This is a genomic window from Nocardia sp. NPDC046763, from assembly GCF_040645495.1.
In the GTDB taxonomy this organism is placed as follows: Bacteria; Actinomycetota; Actinomycetes; order Mycobacteriales; family Mycobacteriaceae; genus Nocardia.
On sequence record NZ_JBEYYI010000029.1, the window covers coordinates 88,619 to 110,035 of the forward strand.

A 21,417-nucleotide genomic window follows, 5' to 3' on the forward strand; every position below is an offset into this window, starting at 1 on the left:
GAGCTCATCAAGCTGGTAGGTCAGGCGTCAGCGAGTAACGTTGCGGCGCAGTGACACACCCGGCGTGACGCGTTGTACGCAGTCGCAGTAGGGGAAGGGATTGGCGCACAGGAAACACCAACCGCAGCCTCCGCAGTAGCGGCCGCGTCGACTGAAGTCGAGTTCACCGCAGTTTTCGCAGACGTAGTGCCATGTGCGTGTGCGCAGCAGAGGGGGTTCGGGTTCGGGGCGGTAGCCGGGATTGGAGTACCAGATCCCGGCATCCCAGATTCCTGCCGATTCGTTGAAGATGTAGGCGTTGTGGGTGAAGCCGGGGTCGATGGTCAGGAGGACGAGTTTGCTTGTGCCCAGCCAGGACTCCAGCCCGCGGCGGCCCTGGGTGGTGTCGAGCGGCCCGAATGGCATGTGCGAGAGGTAGGTTGCGGCCGCGATGCGGGTATCCGAGCGGGGGTCGTAGGGGGCGGGCCGGACTCGCCGGGGCAGAACCCCGTTGTGCGCGAGCACGGTGCGTCGATCACGGCCGAGCCGGAAGGGATGGCAGTTGTCGATGCTCACCGCACCGTGGGTGGCGTAGCGGCTGTGGAACAGCGCCGGCCGATCGGGATGCCGGTCACGGACGGCGATGAACTCGTCGAGTACCTGTTCGGCGTCCATGCCGCGCCCTACCAGAACGCTGGTCTCGGTGACGACGGCGAACCCGTGACCGTCTCTGTTGACGCGCGCGCCGTTGCTCAACGCGCTCAGATCCGGGCTGGCGCCGGGAGGAAAGTAGGTCAGCAAGCACATTCCAGGGCCTCCATCTCCGCGCGCAACGGTGCGTAGTCCTCGTGCTGAGCGACCCAGGTCGTGAATTGCTCCCATTCCCAGCCGCCGTGTCGCACGACCTGGGTGCAGGTCAGGGCGCGGGTGTATTCGACGGTGGCCGCGACGAAGGCCAACGCCGCTTGAACCTGTTGGGGATCCAGGGATCCGGCGAACACCCGGACCTCGAGGCTCTTGCGCGGGTGCGGGTTGATCGCCTGATAGCGGTCCATCCCGAACCGTGGCAGATCGTCCTTGGCAGTGTGCTTGACCCGTGCTCGTGCGATGGGGGAGAACGCCGCGTAATTCGATCGCCGTCGCGCCAACGCGACGGTCTGGGATTCATTGCGGTAGATCAATTTCGCCCACCGGAAGATATGGGCCGCAGAGTCGAAGCCGTCGCGCGAGACATGCACATGGATACCGACACTGTGATCGGAGCGGCAGTCAAGCTCTTGGAGCTGTTCGAGCAATTCCCACGGGAACCGATCGATCGCGTACCGGTACTCCATGGGATGGGTGACCAGTTCGAACCCGGACGGCTCGATCGACGAATCATGCTTCAGATACGCCAGATCCCCGATGGACTCCCCGACGGTCGACGCGCACACCTCGTACTTGTGCCGGGGCACAATGATTTCCAGCTCGAGCCCGAGGAACACGGGACCCTGGCCGAAGAACCGCGGATCGGGCTTGTAGTTGTAGCTCCAGACGCGGCCCCGCGATCCGCAGCTGTCACAATCGCTGTGATCGAGCAGTAAAGCGCCGCACTGCCCACACGAGTTGTAGTTCTGCGCGCAGCCGGAACATACACGCAGACCGCCTGATACATAGCGGCTGTCGGACGTGTAGAGGCTGCATACGCCGCAGTGATCGAAAAACCTGTTGATACACGCGGGGCAGACCCGGTCGCCGGTATCGGTTCGCCACGTGGTCGGTGTGGTGTACCGGCAGCGTGCGCATTCCGACCACCCGGGCGCACACGTGCGGCAGACTCGACCGAATTCCAGGGTCGTGGCCAGATGCTGGCTGGGTTCGCCGCAGCGACTACACCGTGCCGCACCACTTGAGGCCGAAGGGGCGGCTGGTTCGTTTCCAGGCGTTCGTGTCTGCTGTGGAGAAGTAGTGGGCTGGCAGACCGCGCATGAATGAGCAGAGGTAGAGGCAGGGACAGGCATCGGAGTCGCCTTCCAGCGGATCGAAAATACGAAAGCCGCGACAGGAGATTCCTGTCGCGGCTTTGGATTAGGAGATTATGGGCGCGAACTACTGATGGCTCGCGGATATTCGACGCGGTCAGCGCTCAGTAGGGCGGCGTCGATAATCGATGTGTGCCCTGCGGGGTCTTGAGCGCGGTTGTAAAGATCCTCGTACTGATGAGACGATGGCATCAGGCAAAACTGAACGAGTCGGCATCCACCTCATTGGGTCGTCACCGGGACTCTAGGCGTTCGTTTGCGAGAGCCGGACTAGTCGGGCCACTGCGAGCCCCTCATAGGTTGGCGTAGCCGCCCGCGCCCCATACGATCCGGCGATAATTTTCCGGGGTGACGGCTTGGCGTGCAGGTATTCCGGGTGCGATCGGATGTGGCCAGTAGCAGTAGCCGCATCGATGGCAGTAGTAGCCAGCGCTCCAGATATGTTTGCTCACGGCAATTCCGCGGGAAATTCTGCTGTTCCGGCGACTTCTGTACGACGCGATCCAGAATAAGAGCAGCGATGGGGTAGCCATCGCGGAGATCACGAGAAAGTTGGCGATGAGAAACACTGCCAACGGCGTTGTCGCTTTAGGATCCGAGAAATTGACGATCGCGATCAAGACAAAAATGGGGACGGGAATCGCGAGGATCAGCCCGAAGAAGACCAGCTTGCCCGAACCACGTTTGAGGGGTGCCAATGCCAGTGAGTTGGACAGGCTGGTCGTGTAGGTCCGCTCGGTCAGGCTCGAGCCGACGACGGGGATCAATCCTGCAGAGCTGACGGCGACGCCGGAGTGGTAGTTCTGCCCGTAGACCGTAGTCGTGCCGCCCGCTCGGACAGCCGGAACTCGCTGCACTCGATCGTCGTGCCGACAGCTGGGGCAGTTGATGTCGATTCCCACGGTGGCGTCCCGTCCTGGTGCGGCTGCGCCGCGACGTGGACGGTGGCCGCGCAACAGCGCCTGTGCTGGTTCCCGGTGATGCGATGGTTGGACCCATCGAACACCGCGAAACGCTGCTTGTCGAGAGGGATTCGTCGTCGAGGGATCGGAAGTCATTGTCGGGCCTTCCTACTGGGGTGGAGTGGGTGTGCCTGTGCGCGGTGCAGCGAGTTGCTGTGTCACACAGCCCCTCTCACCGGCCGTCGTCGCGGCCGAGTCGTGTGTTCGGCGCTGCGGTGCTGCCTCAGCCGGAACGACTCGGCCGAGGCAATCACGACAGGATCGGATCTCTGCGTGTGTCGGGTCGTTCGCTCACATCGAGTGGATGGCTCGAATGCGCTTGTTCACGTTCGACACCAGCGGGTGCGGTTCTGCGGTGAGGATGGAGAGGGCTGCGGCGACTTCGAGAACATCGGACTTCACGTACGTCACTGTCGTGCCGCCGGTTTTGCCGTCGTGTCCGGCGTAGGCCCGGGCCACGGCGAAACCGAAGGTGCGTTCCACCCACGTCAAGGTGGTGTGCCGCAGCCAGTGCATGCTGATGCCCTGGATCGCCACCCACGGCAGGAGTTCCCCGACCCGGGTCCAGATGTAGTCGTATCGACGGGAACCGATCGGCTTGCCGTTGCGATACCGCAGCAGCTGGCCTGATCGTGGAGCACCACGCTCTCGGGCATGAGCGAGCAGATGACGCATCAAGGTCGGCGAGACCGGCTGCCAGCGCTCGGTCTGCCCCTTCTCGCGCAGCAGGACCAGGCATTGGTCCTCGTCCAGATCATGGGGCCGCAGCGCCAGCGCGCCGCCACGGCGGCAGGCAGTCTCGATATGCAGCCGCAGCACGAGCGAGTCGAGTTCCGGATCGTCACCGGAAGTCGCCGCCGCCGTGCAGATCTCAGCGAGCCGTTGCGGCGGGATCGCGTACCGATGCGAGGGCTGACGAGCAGGTTTTGGTACCTGCCGGGCCGGATTGTCCGCCCGCCGGACCCACCCGCTGTCCTCGGCGTAGCGGTACACGCACCGCACCGCGCCGACGAAATGCTCGACCGCGCTACCCCCGCCCCGTGACGCGCGGCTCGCACGAGCGCCGGCCTGCACCTCCCGCGCCCGCTGTTCGAGGTCGAGCTTGGAGATCTCGTCGAGTCGGCGATCGTGCCAGTGCTTTTTGAGCCAGGACAGGTGCGTGTCGTAGGTGCGTAGCGTGCCCGGAGTCAGTGTCGTGCGGACCTTCGGCACGACCTCGGCGAAGGTCGGCGCGGAAGACTCCGCAACCAGATCGGCGGGCGCGATGCCGATCTGCGAGAGCAACAGCCGCGCCGCCGCCACCGTCTCCGCCGACGCACCTGCCGACGTCGTGGCGGTGCCGGGCGCGCTCATCGGGACAGTCCGTCCAGGAGAGGACCGAACGCCTCGGCGATCGCCGTCGGCGTGCAGATAGCTAATCGGTTGCGGGATGAGTTGGCGAGCAACAGAACCCGGTCACCGAGGAACAGATTCACCCGCCGCCGCCAGCGATACGGCACCCGGACGAAACCGGCCCGGACGACCATCGCCGCGCCCGGCGGTATGTCCGTCGTGGGCTCGGCGACCAGTACCGCGCCCTCAGTGCGCAGGCTCAGGCGGTCGCCTTCGGCCCAGCCCAAGCCCTCGAACAGCTGCCGGTCAACAATCCGGCCCCCGTGACCGACCGTCGAGAGCCCCACCGCCAGATCCGACGGACGAAGCGGGGGAGGCGGCGGGGCGATCATCGGGCCGTGCAGCAGCTCCTGCAACGGCGCCTGCGGCGGCACCAGCAGCGGGATCATCGCGCGACCCCGGCCGGGCGCAGGCACGCGAGCGCCGCACCGGCAGTAGGGATTCGGGGCACACCTGCCAGATATCGCTGCAGGTCAGAGGGATTCGTCATGGTCATCCTCCGCGTGTGCGAGCGCACTCGAACACGCACGTCGGGGATGTGTCACCCATGCCACGATCTTGTGCGCGAGGCGGGACTTGAACACGTGCGGAGCAGGCGGGAAGTCGACGCCCAGGCGTGATTGCTTCCCAGTCGGGCTCCGTATTGTGCCTTCGGAGTGCGCGCCACGCCTGCAGGCACGCTGTGAATGGGACTCAGGCTTGGAGTTTGGTCAGGAAGGGCAGGCAGAGTTTGCTGAGATGGTCCTGCCGGATCTGGGCGCAGAAGGTGTGGACCAGAGGCTAGTGGCTAAGTTGGCCGCGCGGGAACAAACTGGTGCGGGCTCGCCATAGTCGGTCGGGCCGGGAGCGACTGATGAATCCGCCTGCTCGCCGGCCATGAGGTTGTTGCCGTGCATGACGATTCGGTGCTCCTGGCAGAAGACCGGAAACTCCCGAACAGCCCTCGCTCGGCTCCTACCCCGGCCACTCGGATGTGATGCGGCGCCACGTGCCCCACCGTCGGCTCCTCGCCCGGTGCTGCTCGCTTGGCACTCGGCTCGGCTTGCCGACCGTGGGCTGTCGGTCTTGGACAGATTCGACCCATCCATTCGGTGGTGGGGGCAGACGAGCGGACTCGCCATGGAGTCTCTGTTCGGCCAGTTCAGATGCGGTTTCCATCTTGCCAAGAAGTTGCCAAGACAGCGCTGAACAGGCCGAACTGGACGGTACAGGACGGACGGAACGCCTTCGGTGTGCCGCCGATCCGTGACGCCTCCGCATATCGAATACGCGGCCTGCGGCGGTGATCCGGAACTCCGGATCACCCGGCCATCGGGCTGGCGCCCTCAGTCCCCAGTGGGACCGAATGATGTCTCTAGCTGCGTAAACGTGTCATTTCGCCGCGGCGGTTCTCGCGCCGCGGCGGCGTGAAAGCAGATACAGACCCACCCACGACACGACGACACAGATCACCACGAGCACCCGCACCTCCTCCAGGGCGCTACGGGGATAGAGCACGCCGGTGATGTAGTGATCGATGAACCCGCTCGACGGCAGGCCTGCCTCGCCCGCCCGATGCCGCGCCCAGTTCTCCAGATTCGTCAGCGGGCACTCGATGGTGAAAAGCACCGTGCTGAAACCCCAGCCGAAGGCGAGCAGGTGCAGCCAGATGGTGCGCGGCCAGCGCCAGGCGATGAAACCGCCCACCACGACATAGGCCACGAACAGGAAGTGCACGATCGCGGTCGCATCGGCCAGCAGCCGGTAACCCATGACCCCAGGATAGAAGTGATCAGCCCAGGTACTCCGATTCCAGGACAAGATCTTTGAGCAGCGACTGGTATTCGACGTGGGTGTTGTGCTCGATGGTCCGCCAGCTCGTACCCTCGGCCTTGTGCAGGTATCGGCGGTACTCCGGGGCACCGGGGATACGCACATTGTCGGCGACCGCAATGCTCCCCGGATGCAGCCAGCCGGCCGCCAGGATGGTCTTCAGATCGGACAGGTACGCGCTCTTGTCATGGTCGATGAAGACGAAATCGAGTGCGCCGAAACCGAATCCGTGCTCGCTCGCGAGCCGCTCGACCGTCTCCCCGCCGTCGCCGATCGTGCCCACCACCACGCTCACTCGATCCGCGAGCCCGGCATGCGCGAGCAGGGTCCGGGCGATCTCGGCATTGTCGGGATTGAGCTCGACCGAGACCAGGCGCGCCCCCGGGGCGAGCGCCCGGCCGATCCGGACCGCGCTGTACCCGCAGTAACCGCCCAGCTCGAGCGCCAGTTTCGGTGCGGCCCGCTGCACCGCGGCGTCGAGGATCAACCCCTTCTCGTCCCCGACGTTCACCAGCATGCTCTGGATGCGGGCGAAGCCATCGTAAGCCGCGAGCACGCTGTCCGGATCGTCCGCAGTGGAGTGGGTGAGTACGTAGTCCCGGGCGGCAGCCTCTCGACCATCGCCCACCTGCCCGGTCCGCATGAAAGTCGGCCCGCCCAAAGCGAATCGAATCACCGACCAGCGCAGGAACGGCAGTCGTTCCCGCAGCGTGGTAGTCAAGGATTTTCCACTCATGAGATCGTCCGTTCTCCTAGTGGGGGAGTGCGTCGATTATGGTCCTGCGCTGGGACGTTGGGGTAGGGCAGGGTGCTGTACGAAGGGGTCCGAGCACCGATCGAGAGTGTCCTGCAGCCGGAAAGGAAGCCTGAATCGGCGTGGAGACGATGAATCGGAAATGAAACATATTGTTACGGACATATGCGCATCTAAACATGTATCACCTCCTCGACAAATGAGTCCTGTACCAGCCCCAACACTCCCAAAAACAGCCAGGAGCGGAGGGGCCGGTCAGGCCGAGGCGGGGTGAGTTACCAATTCGAGGGTTCGTAGTCCTTGAGGAAGCACCCGTAGAGGTCGTCGCCGGCCTCGCCGCGGACGATCGGGTCGTACACGCGGGCCGCGCCGTCGACCAGGTCGAGGGGTGCGTGGAAACCTTCCTCGGCCAGGCGGATCTTGGTGTAGTGCGGCCGCTCGTCAGTGATCCAGCCGGTGTCGACCGCGGTCATCAGGATCTTGTCGCCCTCGAACATCTCGCGCGCGCTGGTGCGGGTCAGCATATTGAGTGCGGCCTTGGCCATGTTCGTGTGCGGGTGGCCGGCGCCCTTGTAGCCGCGGGCGAAAACGCCCTCCATGGCGGACACATTCACGACGTACTTGCGCCGGGCCGCCGCCGCGGCCATGGACGGGCGCAGCCGGGAGATGAGGATGAACGGCGCGACCGAGTTGCACAGCTGCACTTCGAGCAGTTCGGTGGCGTCGACTTCGCCGACGGTCTGGACCCAGCTGTTGGTGTGGGCGAGGTCGGGGACGAGTCCGCCCGCGTCGATGGCGACGCCCTGCGAAATGCGTTCCGGCGTGGCCGAACCGGCGACCAGGGCGAGGTCGGTGATGTCGGCTGCGGTGAGGTCGGGTGTGAGGGAGGCGGTGAGTGCGGTGGGGTGCGCCTGCATGGTCTTGCCGAAGCTGATCACGTCGGGCAGTTCGCCTGCGGGCAGGGGTCCGTTCTCGGCTTCGACCAGGGCGCTGTAGGCGCCGGCGGTGCGGCGCACGGTCTGTGCCGCATTGTTGATGAGGATGTCGAGCGGGCCCTGTGCGGCAATGTCATCGGCGAGTGCGACGACCTGTGCGGGGTCGCGGAGGTCGATGCCGACGATGCGGAGCCGGTGCAGCCAGTCGGCGCTGTCGGGCTGAGCGGCGAAGCGGCGGATGGCGTCGTTGGGGAAGCGGGTTGTGATGGTGGTGTGTGCGCCGTCGCGGAGCAGGCGCAGAGCGATGTACATGCCGATCTTGGCGCGGCCGCCGGTGAGCAGGGCGCGTTTGCCGGTGAGGTCGGTGCGTGCGTCGCGTTTGGCGTGGCTCTTGGTGGCGCAGTCGGGGCAGAGCTGGTGGTAGAAGGCGTCCACGCGGGTATAGCGCTGTTTGCATATGTAGCAGGGGCGCGGTCGTAGCAGGGTTCCGGCACTGGCTCCGGTGGTGGTGGAGCTGATCGGGATGCCGGCGGTTTCGTCGTCGATACGGTTGGGTGAGCCGGTGGCGGTGGCGGCCACGACTTCGCGGTCGGCTTCGGAGACGGCGTCGCGGGCGGCGATGCGCTTGTTCTGCTTGAACTTCTTGAACATGTGCGCGACGGCCCGCTGCACGGTGACGGAGTCCGGGTGCTCCTTGTCGAGCTGTCCGGCCTGTTCGAGGACGCGCAGGCAGATGGCCAGGTCGCCGGGGTCGATGGCCGGTGCGTCGGACTGTGGTACCGGGGTGGTCTGCTCGGCCATCGGAAGCTGTGGTGATCCTTCGTGCGCGGGGTGTTGGACGAGCCATTCTCTCAAAGGGCCGGATATGGGAGGCGCCCGGCCATTGCAGGGCCGGGCGGGCGGGGTGGGGTGCGGTCAGTTGGCTGTGGTGCCCAGGGGTGCGAGTTCGCCGGCGTCGTCGTCGCGGCCGAGTTCGAGGGCGCGTTCGGCGAGCAGTGTTTGCAGGCGGGCGGGGATGTCGTCGCGGACCTGAATGAGGGCCTGCCACACGGTGTCCGGGGTGTCAGCGGTGAGGGCGGTGAGGAATTCCTCGATGCCGTCCATGTCGTCGATGAGGGCCAGGACCCGGGTGCGGCCCGCTTGGTCCGCGGCGAGAGCGAGGTCGACGAGGGTGTGGATGTTGTCGCCGCGGGAGGCGGTGAGGATGGCGGCGAGGAGTTGCTCGCGGGTGAGGTCGCCGAAGCGGGCGGCGAGGGTGGGTTTGGTGGTGTCGGGGAGGGCGTCGACGAGTGGTAGTGCCTGGGACCAGAGGTCGTTGTCGGCGGTGGCGGTGATGATGGCGGCGAGGACGGTGTCGGTGTGGATGGTGGGTCGTTCGGCGAACAGTCGCAGGCTGTCGTGGCTCATGGCGCCGGTGATGGGGAGCAGGGTGGACCAGGTGTCGAGTTCGGCGACGGCGGTGATGAGGGCGTCGAGGGCGTCGCCGCCGAGTGCGGCGATGATGTCGCCGATCCAGGCGTGGTTGTGGGGTGCGATGGAGTCGAGCAGGTCGATGCCTTCGGCCCACATCTGGTGGTCGTGGGCGGCGCGGATGACGCCGGGGACGCGGTCGGCGACGACGTGCAGGACGTTGTCGATGGCGGTCTTGTCCTCGAGGAAGAACGCGATGCGCAGCAGGTCGGTATCGCTCATGGCGGGGGCGGCGGCGCGCAGGGCGGGTTCGGTGATGACGTGGACGAAGCGGCCCATGGTGATGTGGTCGCCGTGTGAAAGCAGTTCGCGCGCAACGTCGGTGACCATTTTGGGTGGCACGGCGGCGATGATGGCGGCGGTGCGGCGGGGGTCGAGTTGGACGGCGCATTCGGCGAGGAATGTGGAGCCGAGTGCTTTGGCGATGTCGACGGCGCGCTGGGGTTCGACGGCGCTGGCGACGGCGGCGCAGAGTAGCGGTCCGAAGGCGCGTTCGGCGATTTTGGAGCTGATGCCGACGGGGACGATCTTGCTGGCGGTGGCGATTCCTTTGAGGCGCTTGGCATCCCGATCGAAGAGTCGGTCGGTGACGCGTTCGCGGTATTCGCGAATGGCGGCGGGCGGTAGGTCGGTGAGGAAGTCGAGTTCGGTGGGGTCGGTGATTCCGAGCAGGCGTGCGAGTTTGGTGATCTCGGCGACGGCGACGAGGTGTTCACTCATAGTCCGAGGGCCTTCTTGATGGCTGGGCGCATGAGGCGCGGGACGAAGTCGAGGGAGGAGCCGATGGCGGCGTCGAGGGTTTCGCGGCGGCGGGCCATGGTGGCCTGGAGGTAGCGGTGGAGTTCGGCCAGGTCGGTGTCGGTGAGCTGGTCGAAGGCGTCGGGCAGGGGTGCCCGCAAGGTGTGGCTGAGTTGGCGTGCTGCGTTGGACATCGGCGTCTTTCCGTCGTGCGTACTGCCGGTACGGTGTTCGATACTGGCAGTACGGTTTGTGTGAAATCAATGCGGGATTGTCGACCTTGGTTGTGGCTTGCGTCACGCGACTGGCCGATGAACGGCGGATTGTTAGATAGGCGTGACTGACCCGGTCCCGTACCGGCGGTACGTGTACACTTCGTCCGTGGCTCGTAGCAGTGCCGGGACCCGGTTGGTGACCCGTGCGGACATCGTGGATGCGGCGATCCGGGTGATCGATCGGGCGGGTCCGCGCCCGAGTATGGATGACATCGCGCGGGAAGCGCGGATCACGAAGCCGCGGCTGTATCGGCAGTTCGCCGACAAGGGGGATCTGTTCACCGAGATCGCGGCGCGCATGTCGCGGCAGGCGTTCTCGGCGGCGGGTGCGGATATGACGTTGATGCTGCAGCCGCCGCGGGTGGCGTTGCGGCGCATCGTCACCGAGTATGCGCGGGGGATTCTGGAGCATCCCAATGTGTTCCGATATCTGGGGCAGGCGCCGGTGTTGCAGCAGTCGGGAGCCGGTGTGCTGCAGCTGGATCTGGGCCGCGATGCGGCGCGGCGGTTGGAGAAGCTGGCGCGGTCGGTGGCCGAGGCGGTGCCCTTGGAGACCGCGGGGATGGATTATCTGTCGCGGGCGCTGGTGGGGGCGGTGGTGTCGATGACGGATCTGTGGTTGTCGGATTCGGATGCGCCGTCCGATGAGCAGACCGCGGAGTTCGTGGATCGGGCGACGGAGCTGGTGTGGGGGCTGATCGATGGGTTTCTGCGGCGGCAGGGGATCGAGGCGGATGCGGACAGGGCGATCTTCTCGACCTTCGCCGAGGTGAATCAGTCCCGGTCGGGCGATTGTTGACACATTGTTGACACACCGCCAATAGCCGTGCACCCTGAGGGGCGAGGCGCTGAGGCGCACCCTTTCAGGCAAGCGAGGAACGGACGATGGCACGCCCCGCATGGAGCGACGACGAGGTCGAGGCGGTACGAGGATTGGCGACCACCTTCTTCGAGAAGGAGGTGATTCCGCACGAGGAGAAGTTCATCGCCCAGGGGCATCCCGACCGCGCGCTCTACAACCGCGCCGGTGAACTGGGCCTGCTGTGCGCGGCCATCCCGTCCGAATACGGTGGTGGCGGTGGCACTTTCGCCCACGAGGCGGCGATCATCGAGGCCCAGACGCACTGCGGCGACGGCTCACTGGGCATGCCGGTGCACTCCTCGATCATCGCGCCCTATATCCACGAGTTCGGGTCCGAGGAGCTCAAGACGCGGGTGCTGCCGAAGGCGGCCAGCGGTGAGATGGTGCTCTCGATCGGCATGACCGAACCGGGGACCGGCTCGGATCTGCAGAACATCAAGACCCGCGCGGTGCGTGAGGGCGACGAGTACGTCATCACCGGCTCGAAGATCTTCATCTCCAACGGGTGGCTGTGCGACGGCATCATCATCGCCTGCAAGACCGACCCCGCCCTGGGCGCGGCCGGTGTCTCGCTGATCTTCGCCGAAGTGGGCGACGGCACTCCGGGTTTCACCCGCGGCCGCATCCTGAGCAAGATCGGCGGCAAGGCGCAGGACACCGCCGAGCTGTTCTTCGACGGCCTGCGCGTGCCGGCCTCGAATCTGCTGGGCGGCGCCGAGGGCCAGGGTTTCTATCAGATGATGCAGATGCTGGCCCAGGAACGCCTGGTCACCGCGATCATGGCGGTGGCGATGACGGAGAAGGCGGTCGAGCTGACCGTCGACTACACCAAGGGCCGCGAGGCGTTCGGCAAGCCGCTGTTCGCCATGCAGAATACCCGTTTCGAGCTGGCGGAGTGCGCGACCATCGCCAAGGTCGGGCGCGTGTTCCTCGACGACTGCATCGCCAAGCATCTGCGTGGTGAGCTGGATATCCCCACCGCGGCCATGTCGAAATACTGGTTGACCGACCAACTCGGTAATGTGGTGGATCGCTGCCTGCAGTTCTTCGGCGGCTATGGATACATGACCGAATACCCGATTTCCCAGCTGTACACCGGCGCTCGGGTCCTGCGAATCCTCGCGGGAGCCAACGAGGTGATGAAGGATCTCATTGCCCGCTCACTCTGATATCGACACCACCATCGAGCCGCCCGCGTCCGAGGACGCGGGAGATGCGCCGTCGCGCCGTCGCCGGCTCGAACCCGACGAACGCCGGGCGCAGATCCTGTCCTGCGCCATCGACATGTTCGGCGAACGCCCGTACGCGGCCGTGTCCACCGCCGAGCTGGCCCAGCGGGCCGGGGTGGCGCGCGGGCTGATCAATCACTACTTCGGCAACAAGCGGGACCTGTATCTCGCGGTGGTGCGGCGGATGGTGACGCTGCCGCGGCCGGAGAAGATGAGCGTGCCCGCCGGGACTACCCGGGACCGGGTGGACGCCAGCGTCTCGTGGCTGCTGGACACCATCGGCGAGCACGGCAGCACGTGGGTCAAGGTGACCGGGCACGAGGGCGTCGGCGACGACCCTGAGGTGCAGCGCATCCTCGACGAGGCCGATTATGCCGCGGCCGACCGCATGGTCCAGATGATGGGGCTGAGCGAGTCGCTGCACTCGGCCGAATTGCGGGCGCTGGTGCGCTGTTACGGCGGGCTGGTCAAGGCGGCCGGGCGCGAGTGGATCGTGCGCGGCAGCCTGACCCGCGAGCAGGTGCACCACCTGCTCGCGGATGCGCTGCTCACGCTGGTCAGCGATACCTTCCCGAAGGTCGACGCCGGGCACTGATCCCCGTGTGGGGCACGGAGTTCAGACGGCGGCGAGCTCCTCGACCTGCCAGGTCACCCCGGTGGTGGCGAGGTGGTCGAGGAAGCTCGCGGCGTCGAAGGCCTGTGCCGGCGCGAGGGTTCCGGCCGGGGCGCCGTCGGCGACGAGCCGGCGCGCGGCCTCCACGGCGATGACCGCGGTGGAGGCGTAGGCGTTGAACCCGGTCACCCAGCCGCGGGCGCGGCGGCCGTCCGCGCTGGTGGCCTCGGCGAGCATGAACCAGCGGGCGGCGTCGAGCGCGGCCGGGTCGGGGACTTCCGGAAGGGTTTCGGCGACTTCGGAATTCAGGGCCGCGAACAGGTCCCCGACCTCGCCGCGGATCACGCCGCGCACGTGTGGGGTCTGGACGTGGCGGGGGATCGTGTAGACGCCGGGCAGGGCGATGGGGCTCATGGGCACCGGTGCGGTCTCGCCGGGCTCGAGCATCGTCGACGACGGTTCCTGCACCGATTGCCAGCTGCCGGAGCGGTATTCGATCTGCTCGTCGACCATGATGGCGGCCATCGAGCGTGCGGTGCCCCGGGACGCGGCGCCCGGGCGGCGCAGGTCGGCGATGACGACCTCGCTGACCGGGCGCGTGAGGCGGGCGGCGGTCAGTGCGGCGATGAGGTCTCCGGGCACGCCGTCGTCGGTGACGGCCGGAACGACCGCGATCCCGGCCTGTTTCGCGGGTTCGTCGTAGGTGCTCAGGATCTTGTGCAGGTAGGCGGGTTCACCGGTGGTGTCGAGGTAGGGGCGGCGCGCGGCGATGGCGGCCCGCACTACCGGTTCGCCCCAGAGCGTGAAGGGTCCGGCGGCATTGATCACGGCGTCGGTTCCGGCGAACGCGGCGGTGAGGGCCGCGGTGTCGTCGAGGTGGGCGAGGTGGATCTCGGCGTCGGGAATGGCAGCCTGGTCGGCGATGCGGCGCAGGCGGTCCGGGTCACGGCCGACCAGGACCGGGGTGAGGTCGCGGCGGACGAGCTCGGCCACGACGAGGGAACCGGTGAAACCGCTGGCGCCGTGCACGGCAATACGCATGGGAGACAACTCCATCGAGTGAGGGGACACGAACCGGGAATCGGCTCGCGATTCACGCTATGGAGTCCGGTCCGGACGATCCATGCTCGAAACTCCGGCCCTGATATCCGATCGTCCGGAACGGCCGGCGCTGCCGGTACGGTGGGGTGGTGGACATTCTCAGCGACGCGGTCGCCGCGATGCGGCTGGGCACCCCGCACTCCAACCGGACCGTCAAGCACGCGCCCTGGCGCACGCATTTCCCGGCGCAGGGCAACAGTGCCGGATTCCATGTGGTGCTGCAGGGTTCGTGCTGGCTGGTGCCCGACGGCGGGGAACCGGTGCACCTGCAGGTCGGGGACGTGGCGTTCATGCCGCGCAGCCACGGCCACGCCATCACCGACCACCCCGGCGGGGAACGCACGGCGACCGACATCGGCGCGCAGACCGTGTTGCTGTGTGGCGCTTACTATCTCGACGATTCGCGCGCCCACCCCGCGCTGGCGGAACTGCCCGATGTGATCCATCTGCCCGCCCGCGTCGGCCAGCACAGCCCGTTGCGGGCCGCCATCGATCTGCTCGGCCACGAACTCGACACCCGGGACGGGTCCGGCGCCATCGCGCCGCTGCTGGAGGTGCTGCTGCTGTTCATGCTGCGCGCCTGGCACGACGCCCACCCCACCGGCACCGGATGGGTTGCGGCGCTGCGTGATCCGGCCGTGCACACCGCCCTGCAGGCCATTCACGCCGAGCCGGGTGCGCCGTGGACGGTGCAATCCCTCGCGGCCCGCGCCGGGGTGTCGCGCTCGGTGTTCGCGCAACGCTTCACCGCCACCCTCGGCACCGGACCCCTGACCTACCTGACCTGGTGGCGCATGACCTGCGCGGCGCGGCTGCTGCGCGAGTCCGACGCACTGCTGCGGGTGGTCGCGGAAAAGTCCGGCTACACCTCCGAATACGCGTTCGCCAAAGCATTCAAACGCGAATTCGGGGTAGCGCCGGGACAATTCCGTGCCCAGGGCGGACTCGACGCCGCCTAGCGTTCCGCACCTGGAATCCGTTGTGTAATTGTAGGATTCGGGAGTCGGGTCGGCCGAAGAAGGCCGAGCCGACGGTGACCGAGGCGCATCGGCAGGACCTGGTGAAGGGTGCGCGGGCGGCGACGCGAACTGCACCGCCGCCACCGCGCCACCGAGTTCGAGAAGTTCCTCACCGGCGTCAGATTTCAGGCGCGGAACACCAGCAGATCGCGGACATGATCGAGACGAGCATCCTGCCGGACTATGAGCCGGGTGATCAGGTCAGGGCGCCTTCGATTGGCCGACTTCAATGAGGTGGCCGTCGGGATCACGGATGTAGGCGCGGATTTCGTGAGGGTGGTCGACCGGTTCGGTCAGAAAATCCGCACCTCGGGCGGCCCATTCGCGTTGCGACCGGTATATGTCGGCGACGCGGAGGTTGAGGAAGGCGCTGACGGTGTCGGGGTCTTGCGGCGTGGTGAGGGTGACGGTCGGTTTGTCCGCTGTCGGACCGCCGCCGTCGTTGAGGATCAGCCAGGTGTTGGCCAACTGCAGGATGACGGGGTCACGGTCGCGCACAATCTGGGCGCCGAACACGGTCCGGTAGTAGTCGCGCGATCTGTCCTGGTCAGAGACGACGAGGAAATGGGTGACCACGAAACCGTCGTGCGGGGGAAATTCGAACTGTTGTGAAGTAGTCATGGGTGGCCTCCTCTAGCTTGCAGCTCGGGTGCGGTCACAGTCTCGACCGATGCATAGTACCGGACCCAGCTCCCGCATCACTTCGTGATGTAATGCCTGTCTTCGCTGGTAGACGAGGTGCTCGCCGAATTCGGCAGCGCCGCCGGGAATGCACCATGATCATGATGTGTTGGCCGCTGATATGGCATTCGACCACCTTGGCAAGTTCGGTGCGTGGCAGTTCTACACCCAGTTCACCCCCGAAGCGGTGCGTGAACTCGAAGACCTCGGCTACGGCGCGGTCTGGCTGGGCGGATCGCCGCCCGCCGACTGGGACGGTTACGAGGAACTGCTCGCCGGATCCGAATCGATCGTCGTGGCCACCAGCATCGTCAACGTGTGGGGCTCCACCGCCGAGGCGGCCGCGGACACCTACCTGCGGCTCGAGGAGAAGTTCCCCGGCCGGTTCCTGCTCGGCATCGGCGTCGGCCACCCCGAGCACACCGGCGCCTACACCAAACCCTATGACGCCCTGGTGAACTACCTCGACGTCCTCGACGCGCGCGGCGTCCCGCAGCAGGGCCGCGCCCTGGCCGCGCTGGGCCCGCGGGTGGCGAAACTCGCGCGCGACCGCAGTGCCGGCGCCCTGCCGTATCTGACCGTGCCCGAGCACACCGCCGAGCTGCGCGGCATCCTCGGCCCCGACAAGCTGCTGGTCGCCGAGCACAAGGTGGTCCTCGACGAGGACGCCGCGCGGGCCCGGGTCAGCGGCCGCGAGAAGGCCGGGTTCTATCTGGGCCTGGTCAACTACGTGAACAACCTGCGCCGCTTCGGTTTCGACGAGACCGACCTGATCCAGCCCGGCAGCGACCGGTTCGTGGACGCGGTCGTCGCGCACGGCAGCGCCGCCCAGGTCGCCGACCGGCTGGCCGAACACGTGCAGGCCGGCGCGAACCATGTCGCGCCGCAGGTCGTCGGCGGGGATTACCTGGAGGTGCTGCGCACCCTCGCGCCGCTGCTGGCCGAACGACTGAACTGACCCCGGTACGAACCGATTCCGGGTGTCCATATGGTCCGGGCACCCGGAATCGGCCGGTTTCAGTGTGATTCGAGGCCGTCGAGCGCCTTGCCGAGGCGGGCAGCGCGGGTTTTCGCGGTTCTCGATCGCAGCAACTCCAGCACGATCGTGTACTGGCGGGTTCGATCCAAGGCGTCGAAGGCTTTGCGGGCGCGGGGCCGATCGGCCAGCGCGGCAGCCAGATCCGGCGGCACCGTGAAGTTCGCCTGCGACGGATAGGCCGCGGCCCACCGCCCGTCCGCGCGGGCCGCCTCGACCTCGGCGAGCCCCGGCGCGCGCATGCGCCCGGCGGCGGTGAGTTGCGCGACCTTGTCGACATTGACCTGCGACCAGTGGCTGCGCGGGCGACGTGGCACATACTTCTGCAGGTAGTAGTCGGCGTCGAAGGCCTTGCGCTGCCCGGAGATCCAGCCCCAGCACAGCCCGACATCGACCGCCTCGTCCTCGGTGAGCGTGGCGATACCCGAGCCCTTCTTGGCCATGCGGATCCAAACCCCTTCCGGGCGTGTGTGATTGGCTTCGAGCCAGGCGTCGAAGGCGGCGGCGTCGGGGAAGGTCACCGGATCCATGACCGTCACTGTGGCAGACGGTACCGACATCCGAACTCTGCACCACGCCGGAAAATTGTCCCAGACACACCTTGTCGGGGTGGTCGCCGCGCCGCTACCGTGGATCGATGACGACCTCCAGCTCCGCCGCCGCTGCCGGACTGCCCGCCGGGGTGCACGGCACCGCCGATCCCCGATTCGACTCCGCCATCAAGACTTTCGCCCGCGTCTTCGCCGGCCGCCGCGGCAACGGCGGCGCATTGGCGGTGTATCGGCACGGAGAACCGGTCGTCGATGTCTGGGCCGGCGCCGCCGACGCGCACGGCACCCCCTGGACCGCCGACACGGGCGCGATGGTCTTCTCCGCCTCCAAGGGTGTCTCCGCGACCGTGCTGGCGCGGCTGGCCGACCGCGGCCTGCTCGACTACTCCGCGCCCGTCGCCGAATACTGGCCCGAGTTCGCCGCCAACGGCAAGGCCCGCATCACCGTCACCGAACTGCTCAGTCACCGCGCCGGCCTGTCAGCGCTGCCCGCCGCCACCCCCGGCGAGGTCCTCGACCACGAACTCATGGAAGCGCGCCTGGCCGCCGCGAAACCCGATGACCTGCTGGGCGCGCCGATCTACCACGCCCTCACCATCGGCTGGCTCATGAGCGGGCTGGCCCGCGCCCTCACCGGCCGCGACATGACCCGGCTCTACCGCAGCGAGGTCGCCGACCCCCTCGGCGTCGACGGCATCCACCTGGGCCGCCCGCCCGCCGGGTCCCGCACCCGGCCCGCCCACCTCGTCGGCTCCCTGAAAACCCTTGCCGAACGCAGCATCCCGGCCCCCGTCGCCGCCGCCGTCCCGCGCCTGCCCCGCCTGCTGCGCGCCCCGCTGTCGTCGATCTACGTCCCCGGCCTGGAATCCATCTTCCGCGGTGACGACCCCGCCATCCTCGACACCGCCCTGCCCGCCGGCAACGCCGTCTGCACCGCCGCGGCCCTGGCGAAGATGTACAGCGCCCTGGCCTGCGACGGGTATGTCGACGGCCGCCCCTACCTGTCCACTCCGACCGTCCGCGAACTCGAACGCATCCGCACCTACCGCATCGACCACAGCCTGCTGGTCCCGTTCTGGCACCTGGGCTATCACAGCCTGCCCGCCGCGCGCGCACCCCGCGGCTACGGCCACGTCGGCGCGTTCGGCTCCACCGGCTGGACCGACCCCCGCTCCGGCATCTCCGTCGGCTTCGTCCACAACCGCATGTCCCTGACCTGGAGCCCCCTCGACCAAACCCTCGTCGTGGCCCTGCTCCACCTGATCCTGCGCGCAGCCCGCGACCCCGCTCTCGACATCCGGCAGCGCACCACCGCCGGCGCCGCCTGAGTCGGCCGCGACGCGAAAAGTCCTCGGCCGCGACGCGAAAAGTACTACGACACACCACCATCGGCGGATTCGAGGATCGCGGCCACGGCGTGGGCGGTGGCTGGTGGACGATGGCCGAGGGATGGGGTTAGGGCCATGAAACTGCCACTGCTGCAGCAGTACTCGCCGGTCACCCGACTCCGGGATGTCGCTTGTTCGAGTCTTGGCCGGGCGTCTGCTTGTCGGTGACCGGCTCTATCGTGTGGGCGTATGACCGACATCGCTCCTCTGGCCTCCGCCGCCCGCGCGGTGTTCGGCGACCCGGGTGTGCACGCCGTCGTACGATCCGGGCGGACCGTGCACGCGGTCAGCCTCGGCCACTGGGTCCAAGGCGAGGAAGCTCCGGAACTGTTGTGCCACACCGGTGTTGCCGGGTGGTCCCCGACTGCGCTGGAACCGACCCGGGCGGCAGTCACCTGCGCCCGGTGTCTGCGCAAGATCGGGGGATCGGTCGTTTCGTCGCGTCAGCTCGCGCTGTTCGGGGACGGCAGCCAGGACGGCTAGGTGAGGGTGTCGCTGAGGTGGGCCAGGAGTTCGGCGCGCTGGCGGGCGGCGGCGGTGGTGGCTGCGGTGATGGTGGCCAGGATGGCGGCGGCGGCCTGGTCGGGTGGGTGGGCGGTGATGGACTCGGCCAGTGTCAGGGCGGTCAGGGTGCCGTCGCCGGCCACCTGGGCGGTGACGGCGCCGTCCAGGCCGGTGGCGTGGCCGGTCACGCGGGTCAGGCCGTCGGCGGCGAGGGTGAGGGCTTCGAGTTGGTCGCCGACCTGGGCGATGAGGGCCTGCATGTCGGCGCTCACAGGGCACGGACCCAGCTGTGCGGGGCGGTGTCGGCGGTGGGGGCGTCCAGGCGGGCGAGTTCGGCGGCGACGGTCTCGGGATCGGGCAGGCCGAGGCGGTTCAGGAGTACGTCGGCCAGGCCCACGTCGGCCAGGGCTGCGCGGCGGCGGGCGCGGGCCAGCAGGGTGCAGCGTCGGGCCAGGCGCACGATCTCGGCGGCCAGGGCGGCGGCGCCGTGGGCGTATTCGCCGGCCTCGAAACGGAGTTCGATGATCTGGCCGGCGTCGGTGGCGGTCACGGTGATGGTGCGGTTGCTGCTGGTGGTGGTGAACACCGGAACGTCAGGGTCGGTCATGGGTGGGCCTTGATCTGGATCGTGAGAGTCACCGAATACTCGGCGGCGGAATGCTTTTCGATCTCGTGGTAGGTGGTGTGCTCGTCGGTGCCCGCGGTGCCGGCCTCGGTGGTGGTGTCGGCCCCGAGCACGGGATCGGTGGCCGCCAGTGGGCCCTGCAGGGCCTCGGCCTGCTCGGGATCGCCCCACAGTGTGGTCCGATGGCCGGGCCGCGCGGTCGGCAGGTCGTCCCAGCTGTGATCGCGGATATCGCCGGTGACCTCGAATTCCTCGGTCTCGGGCGGCGCCGGGTCGAGGTCGGGGCCGGATGTGGGCGCCGAGTCCGGGGTATCGGGCAGGGGGACGATCGGTCCGCCCGCGAAGCCGGGCAGGTCGCCGAACAAATTCATGAGGTCGTGCCCGCCTGTCCGTCACGCTGTGTGCTGATGTCGTTGTCGATCTGCAGGCCGATGGGCACGGTGACCCCGGACTGATCGAGGGTGGTGATCTGGGTCGTGAGGGTGTCCAGGTGGCCGTCGGCGACCCTGGCCACGCTCACCCCGTCGCGCACGTAGTCCGCGGCCAGGCGCACCACCGAGTCCAGATCCGCCTGCGAGCGTGCGGCTTTCACCAGCGGCGTGGCCTGGGCCCGGAAATCGGAGATGAGGGCGTCCAGGTCGGCGGCGGCCTTGTCGCGGGTGGCGTAGGCCGAGGTCAACAGCGGCGCAAGGGTTTCCGCTACGTCGGCCAGGGCGCAGACCTCATCGCCCGTGCGCTTCAGGACGGGCACCGCCGCCGCGGCGGTCTCGGTGGACGCCAGCTGCGTGATCCCGCCGCGGTGGGCGTCCTCGGCAGCGCGCACGGTGCCCGCCAGCGCCGCCAGCGCCGCCAGGGCCGTCCCGTCGGGGCTGGTCCCGTCCCCCAGGGCCGCGCGCAGCTTCACCAGCGGCGCGACCAAGGCCGTGACCAGAGCGGGTTCCTCCACCGCGGTGAGGTCGGTGAGGTCTCCGCCCCGAATGCCGGTCTGCATCTCGGTTGTCCCCCTGATCCTCGGGCGGGCCTACGCCTGGATCTCGTCGATGCCCGGGACCGCGCCCGCGATCCCGGCCGCGGACTCGGTGTCCACCCCGCCGAGCGTGTTCCCCCACCCGGCGATGGCCCGGCCGTAGGCGCCGGTGAGCGCCGACGCGGTCCGCAGGTGGGCGCCGTGGGTGGTCCAGGCCGCCGCCCAGGCCGCGGCGAACCCGTTGCCGAGGGTCCCCAGCCCGGACAGGTCGATACCGGCGACGGTGTGCGCGTGATCCTCGGCCGTGCCCAGCAGGGCTGCGGCATCACCTGCCGCACTCACATACGCGGCGGCCGCCGGGCGGTCCCACGCCACGCGCTCGATACTGCTGTCCATCGCATGTCCCTGCCTGTCGATGATGTGTCGGACACTGTTTTGTCGGAAACTGTTCGGACAGCACGACATTCCAGATATAGCGCGAGTCGCCGACCGTGTCGCCGATG

Annotated in this window: 25 protein-coding genes; 7 read left to right on the forward strand and 18 right to left on the reverse strand. The window is 67.7% G+C overall.

The window, feature by feature from the left end:
* Positions 1 to 27: 27 nt before the first annotated feature.
* The 10 genes from ABZ909_RS34865 to ABZ909_RS34910 all read right to left on the reverse strand — a co-directional run bounded on the left by ABZ909_RS34865 (position 28) and on the right by ABZ909_RS34910 (position 10,257).
* Positions 28 to 786 (reverse strand): class II glutamine amidotransferase, encoded by a 759-nt coding sequence (locus ABZ909_RS34865; protein WP_357008466.1) that lies wholly within the window; start codon positions 784 to 786, stop codon positions 28 to 30.
* Positions 774 to 1,463 carry an amidoligase family protein gene (locus tag ABZ909_RS34870; protein ID WP_357008469.1) on the reverse strand — a complete coding sequence of 230 codons (690 nt, stop codon included), beginning with the start codon at positions 1,461 to 1,463 and terminating at the stop codon, positions 774 to 776. Before ABZ909_RS34870 ends, ABZ909_RS34865 begins: the two co-directional genes overlap by 13 nt.
* A gap of 830 nt (positions 1,464 to 2,293) precedes the next feature.
* Entirely contained in the window at positions 2,294 to 2,902 is a 609-nt protein-coding gene (locus tag ABZ909_RS34875; protein WP_357008471.1) for a hypothetical protein, read from the reverse strand.
* Positions 2,903 to 3,253: 351 nt separating this feature from the next.
* Positions 3,254 to 4,315 (reverse strand): site-specific integrase, encoded by a 1,062-nt coding sequence (locus ABZ909_RS34880; RefSeq protein ID WP_357008474.1) that lies wholly within the window; start codon positions 4,313 to 4,315, stop codon positions 3,254 to 3,256.
* Positions 4,312 to 4,743: a hypothetical protein gene (locus ABZ909_RS34885; RefSeq protein ID WP_357008477.1), complete on the reverse strand. Its 432-nt coding sequence runs from the start codon at positions 4,741 to 4,743 to the stop codon at positions 4,312 to 4,314. Before ABZ909_RS34885 ends, ABZ909_RS34880 begins: the two co-directional genes overlap by 4 nt.
* A gap of 982 nt (positions 4,744 to 5,725) precedes the next feature.
* Entirely contained in the window at positions 5,726 to 6,106 is a 381-nt protein-coding gene (locus tag ABZ909_RS34890; RefSeq protein WP_357008479.1) for a DUF2784 domain-containing protein, read from the reverse strand.
* A gap of 19 nt (positions 6,107 to 6,125) precedes the next feature.
* On the reverse strand, positions 6,126 to 6,902 hold the full coding sequence (locus ABZ909_RS34895; RefSeq protein ID WP_357008482.1) for an O-methyltransferase: 777 nt from the start codon (positions 6,900 to 6,902) through the stop codon (positions 6,126 to 6,128).
* A 293-nt stretch (positions 6,903 to 7,195) separates the two neighbouring features.
* Entirely contained in the window at positions 7,196 to 8,656 is a 1,461-nt protein-coding gene (locus tag ABZ909_RS34900; protein ID WP_357008485.1) for an SDR family NAD(P)-dependent oxidoreductase, read from the reverse strand.
* 114 nt (positions 8,657 to 8,770) lie between these two features.
* A complete protein-coding gene (locus tag ABZ909_RS34905; RefSeq protein ID WP_357008488.1) occupies positions 8,771 to 10,045 on the reverse strand; it encodes a hypothetical protein in 1,275 nt (424 codons plus the stop codon).
* Positions 10,042 to 10,257, reverse strand: a complete 216-nt coding sequence (locus ABZ909_RS34910) for a hypothetical protein (protein WP_357008491.1) — start codon at positions 10,255 to 10,257, stop codon at positions 10,042 to 10,044. Before ABZ909_RS34910 ends, ABZ909_RS34905 begins: the two co-directional genes overlap by 4 nt.
* Before the next feature lie 187 nt (positions 10,258 to 10,444).
* Between ABZ909_RS34910 and ABZ909_RS34915 the strand changes: the two genes are divergently transcribed.
* From ABZ909_RS34915 to ABZ909_RS34925, 3 genes are all read left to right on the forward strand, one after another.
* Positions 10,445 to 11,137 (forward strand): TetR/AcrR family transcriptional regulator, encoded by a 693-nt coding sequence (locus ABZ909_RS34915; protein ID WP_357008494.1) that lies wholly within the window; start codon positions 10,445 to 10,447, stop codon positions 11,135 to 11,137.
* Positions 11,138 to 11,223: 86 nt separating this feature from the next.
* The gene (locus ABZ909_RS34920) at positions 11,224 to 12,369 is read left to right on the forward strand and encodes an acyl-CoA dehydrogenase family protein (RefSeq protein WP_357008497.1); all 1,146 of its coding nucleotides are present in this window, start codon (positions 11,224 to 11,226) and stop codon (positions 12,367 to 12,369) included.
* Between the two features lie 13 nt (positions 12,370 to 12,382).
* Positions 12,383 to 13,024 carry a TetR/AcrR family transcriptional regulator gene (locus ABZ909_RS34925; protein ID WP_357008598.1) on the forward strand — a complete coding sequence of 214 codons (642 nt, stop codon included), beginning with the start codon at positions 12,383 to 12,385 and terminating at the stop codon, positions 13,022 to 13,024.
* Positions 13,025 to 13,045: 21 nt separating this feature from the next.
* Here the strand turns inward: ABZ909_RS34925 and ABZ909_RS34930 are convergent, their stop codons facing one another.
* A complete protein-coding gene (locus ABZ909_RS34930; protein WP_357008500.1) occupies positions 13,046 to 14,098 on the reverse strand; it encodes a saccharopine dehydrogenase NADP-binding domain-containing protein in 1,053 nt (350 codons plus the stop codon).
* Between the two features lie 134 nt (positions 14,099 to 14,232).
* On the opposite strand from ABZ909_RS34930, the gene ABZ909_RS34935 reads away from it, so the two are divergent.
* A complete protein-coding gene (locus ABZ909_RS34935) occupies positions 14,233 to 15,102 on the forward strand; it encodes an AraC family transcriptional regulator (protein WP_357008503.1) in 870 nt (289 codons plus the stop codon).
* Positions 15,103 to 15,363: 261 nt separating this feature from the next.
* Here the strand turns inward: ABZ909_RS34935 and ABZ909_RS34940 are convergent, their stop codons facing one another.
* Positions 15,364 to 15,738 carry a VOC family protein gene (locus ABZ909_RS34940; RefSeq protein ID WP_357008505.1) on the reverse strand — a complete coding sequence of 125 codons (375 nt, stop codon included), beginning with the start codon at positions 15,736 to 15,738 and terminating at the stop codon, positions 15,364 to 15,366.
* A gap of 226 nt (positions 15,739 to 15,964) precedes the next feature.
* Here ABZ909_RS34940 and ABZ909_RS34945 point away from each other — a divergent pair, with 226 nt between their 5' ends.
* Positions 15,965 to 16,801 carry an LLM class F420-dependent oxidoreductase gene (locus ABZ909_RS34945; RefSeq protein WP_357008600.1) on the forward strand — a complete coding sequence of 279 codons (837 nt, stop codon included), beginning with the start codon at positions 15,965 to 15,967 and terminating at the stop codon, positions 16,799 to 16,801.
* Between the two features lie 59 nt (positions 16,802 to 16,860).
* Here the strand turns inward: ABZ909_RS34945 and ABZ909_RS34950 are convergent, their stop codons facing one another.
* Complete coding sequence (locus tag ABZ909_RS34950; protein WP_357008508.1) at positions 16,861 to 17,409, reverse strand: YdeI/OmpD-associated family protein; 549 nt, start codon at positions 17,407 to 17,409, stop codon at positions 16,861 to 16,863.
* Positions 17,410 to 17,516: 107 nt separating this feature from the next.
* Here ABZ909_RS34950 and ABZ909_RS34955 point away from each other — a divergent pair, with 107 nt between their 5' ends.
* The gene (locus tag ABZ909_RS34955; RefSeq protein ID WP_357008511.1) at positions 17,517 to 18,758 is read left to right on the forward strand and encodes a serine hydrolase domain-containing protein; all 1,242 of its coding nucleotides are present in this window, start codon (positions 17,517 to 17,519) and stop codon (positions 18,756 to 18,758) included.
* 249 nt (positions 18,759 to 19,007) lie between these two features.
* The gene (locus ABZ909_RS34960) at positions 19,008 to 19,301 is read left to right on the forward strand and encodes a hypothetical protein (RefSeq protein WP_357008513.1); all 294 of its coding nucleotides are present in this window, start codon (positions 19,008 to 19,010) and stop codon (positions 19,299 to 19,301) included.
* Here the strand turns inward: ABZ909_RS34960 and ABZ909_RS34965 are convergent.
* Genes ABZ909_RS34965 through ABZ909_RS34985 form a run of 5 tightly spaced genes read right to left on the reverse strand, consistent with a single transcriptional unit; the run spans position 19,298 to position 21,310 of the window.
* Entirely contained in the window at positions 19,298 to 19,594 is a 297-nt protein-coding gene (locus ABZ909_RS34965; RefSeq protein WP_357008516.1) for a YbaB/EbfC family nucleoid-associated protein, read from the reverse strand. The genes ABZ909_RS34960 and ABZ909_RS34965 overlap by 4 nt on opposite strands.
* Positions 19,591 to 19,929 (reverse strand): hypothetical protein, encoded by a 339-nt coding sequence (locus ABZ909_RS34970; protein WP_357008519.1) that lies wholly within the window; start codon positions 19,927 to 19,929, stop codon positions 19,591 to 19,593. The genes ABZ909_RS34965 and ABZ909_RS34970 overlap by 4 nt, the downstream gene beginning before the upstream one ends.
* Positions 19,926 to 20,318: a hypothetical protein gene (locus ABZ909_RS34975; protein WP_357008522.1), complete on the reverse strand. Its 393-nt coding sequence runs from the start codon at positions 20,316 to 20,318 to the stop codon at positions 19,926 to 19,928. Before ABZ909_RS34975 ends, ABZ909_RS34970 begins: the two co-directional genes overlap by 4 nt.
* Positions 20,315 to 20,938, reverse strand: coding sequence for a hypothetical protein (locus ABZ909_RS34980; RefSeq protein WP_357008525.1), 624 nt, complete (start codon positions 20,936 to 20,938; stop codon positions 20,315 to 20,317). The genes ABZ909_RS34975 and ABZ909_RS34980 overlap by 4 nt, the downstream gene beginning before the upstream one ends.
* Positions 20,939 to 20,968: 30 nt before the next feature.
* Positions 20,969 to 21,310, reverse strand: coding sequence for a hypothetical protein (locus ABZ909_RS34985; protein ID WP_357008528.1), 342 nt, complete (start codon positions 21,308 to 21,310; stop codon positions 20,969 to 20,971).
* Between the last annotated feature and the right edge of the window lie 107 nt (positions 21,311 to 21,417).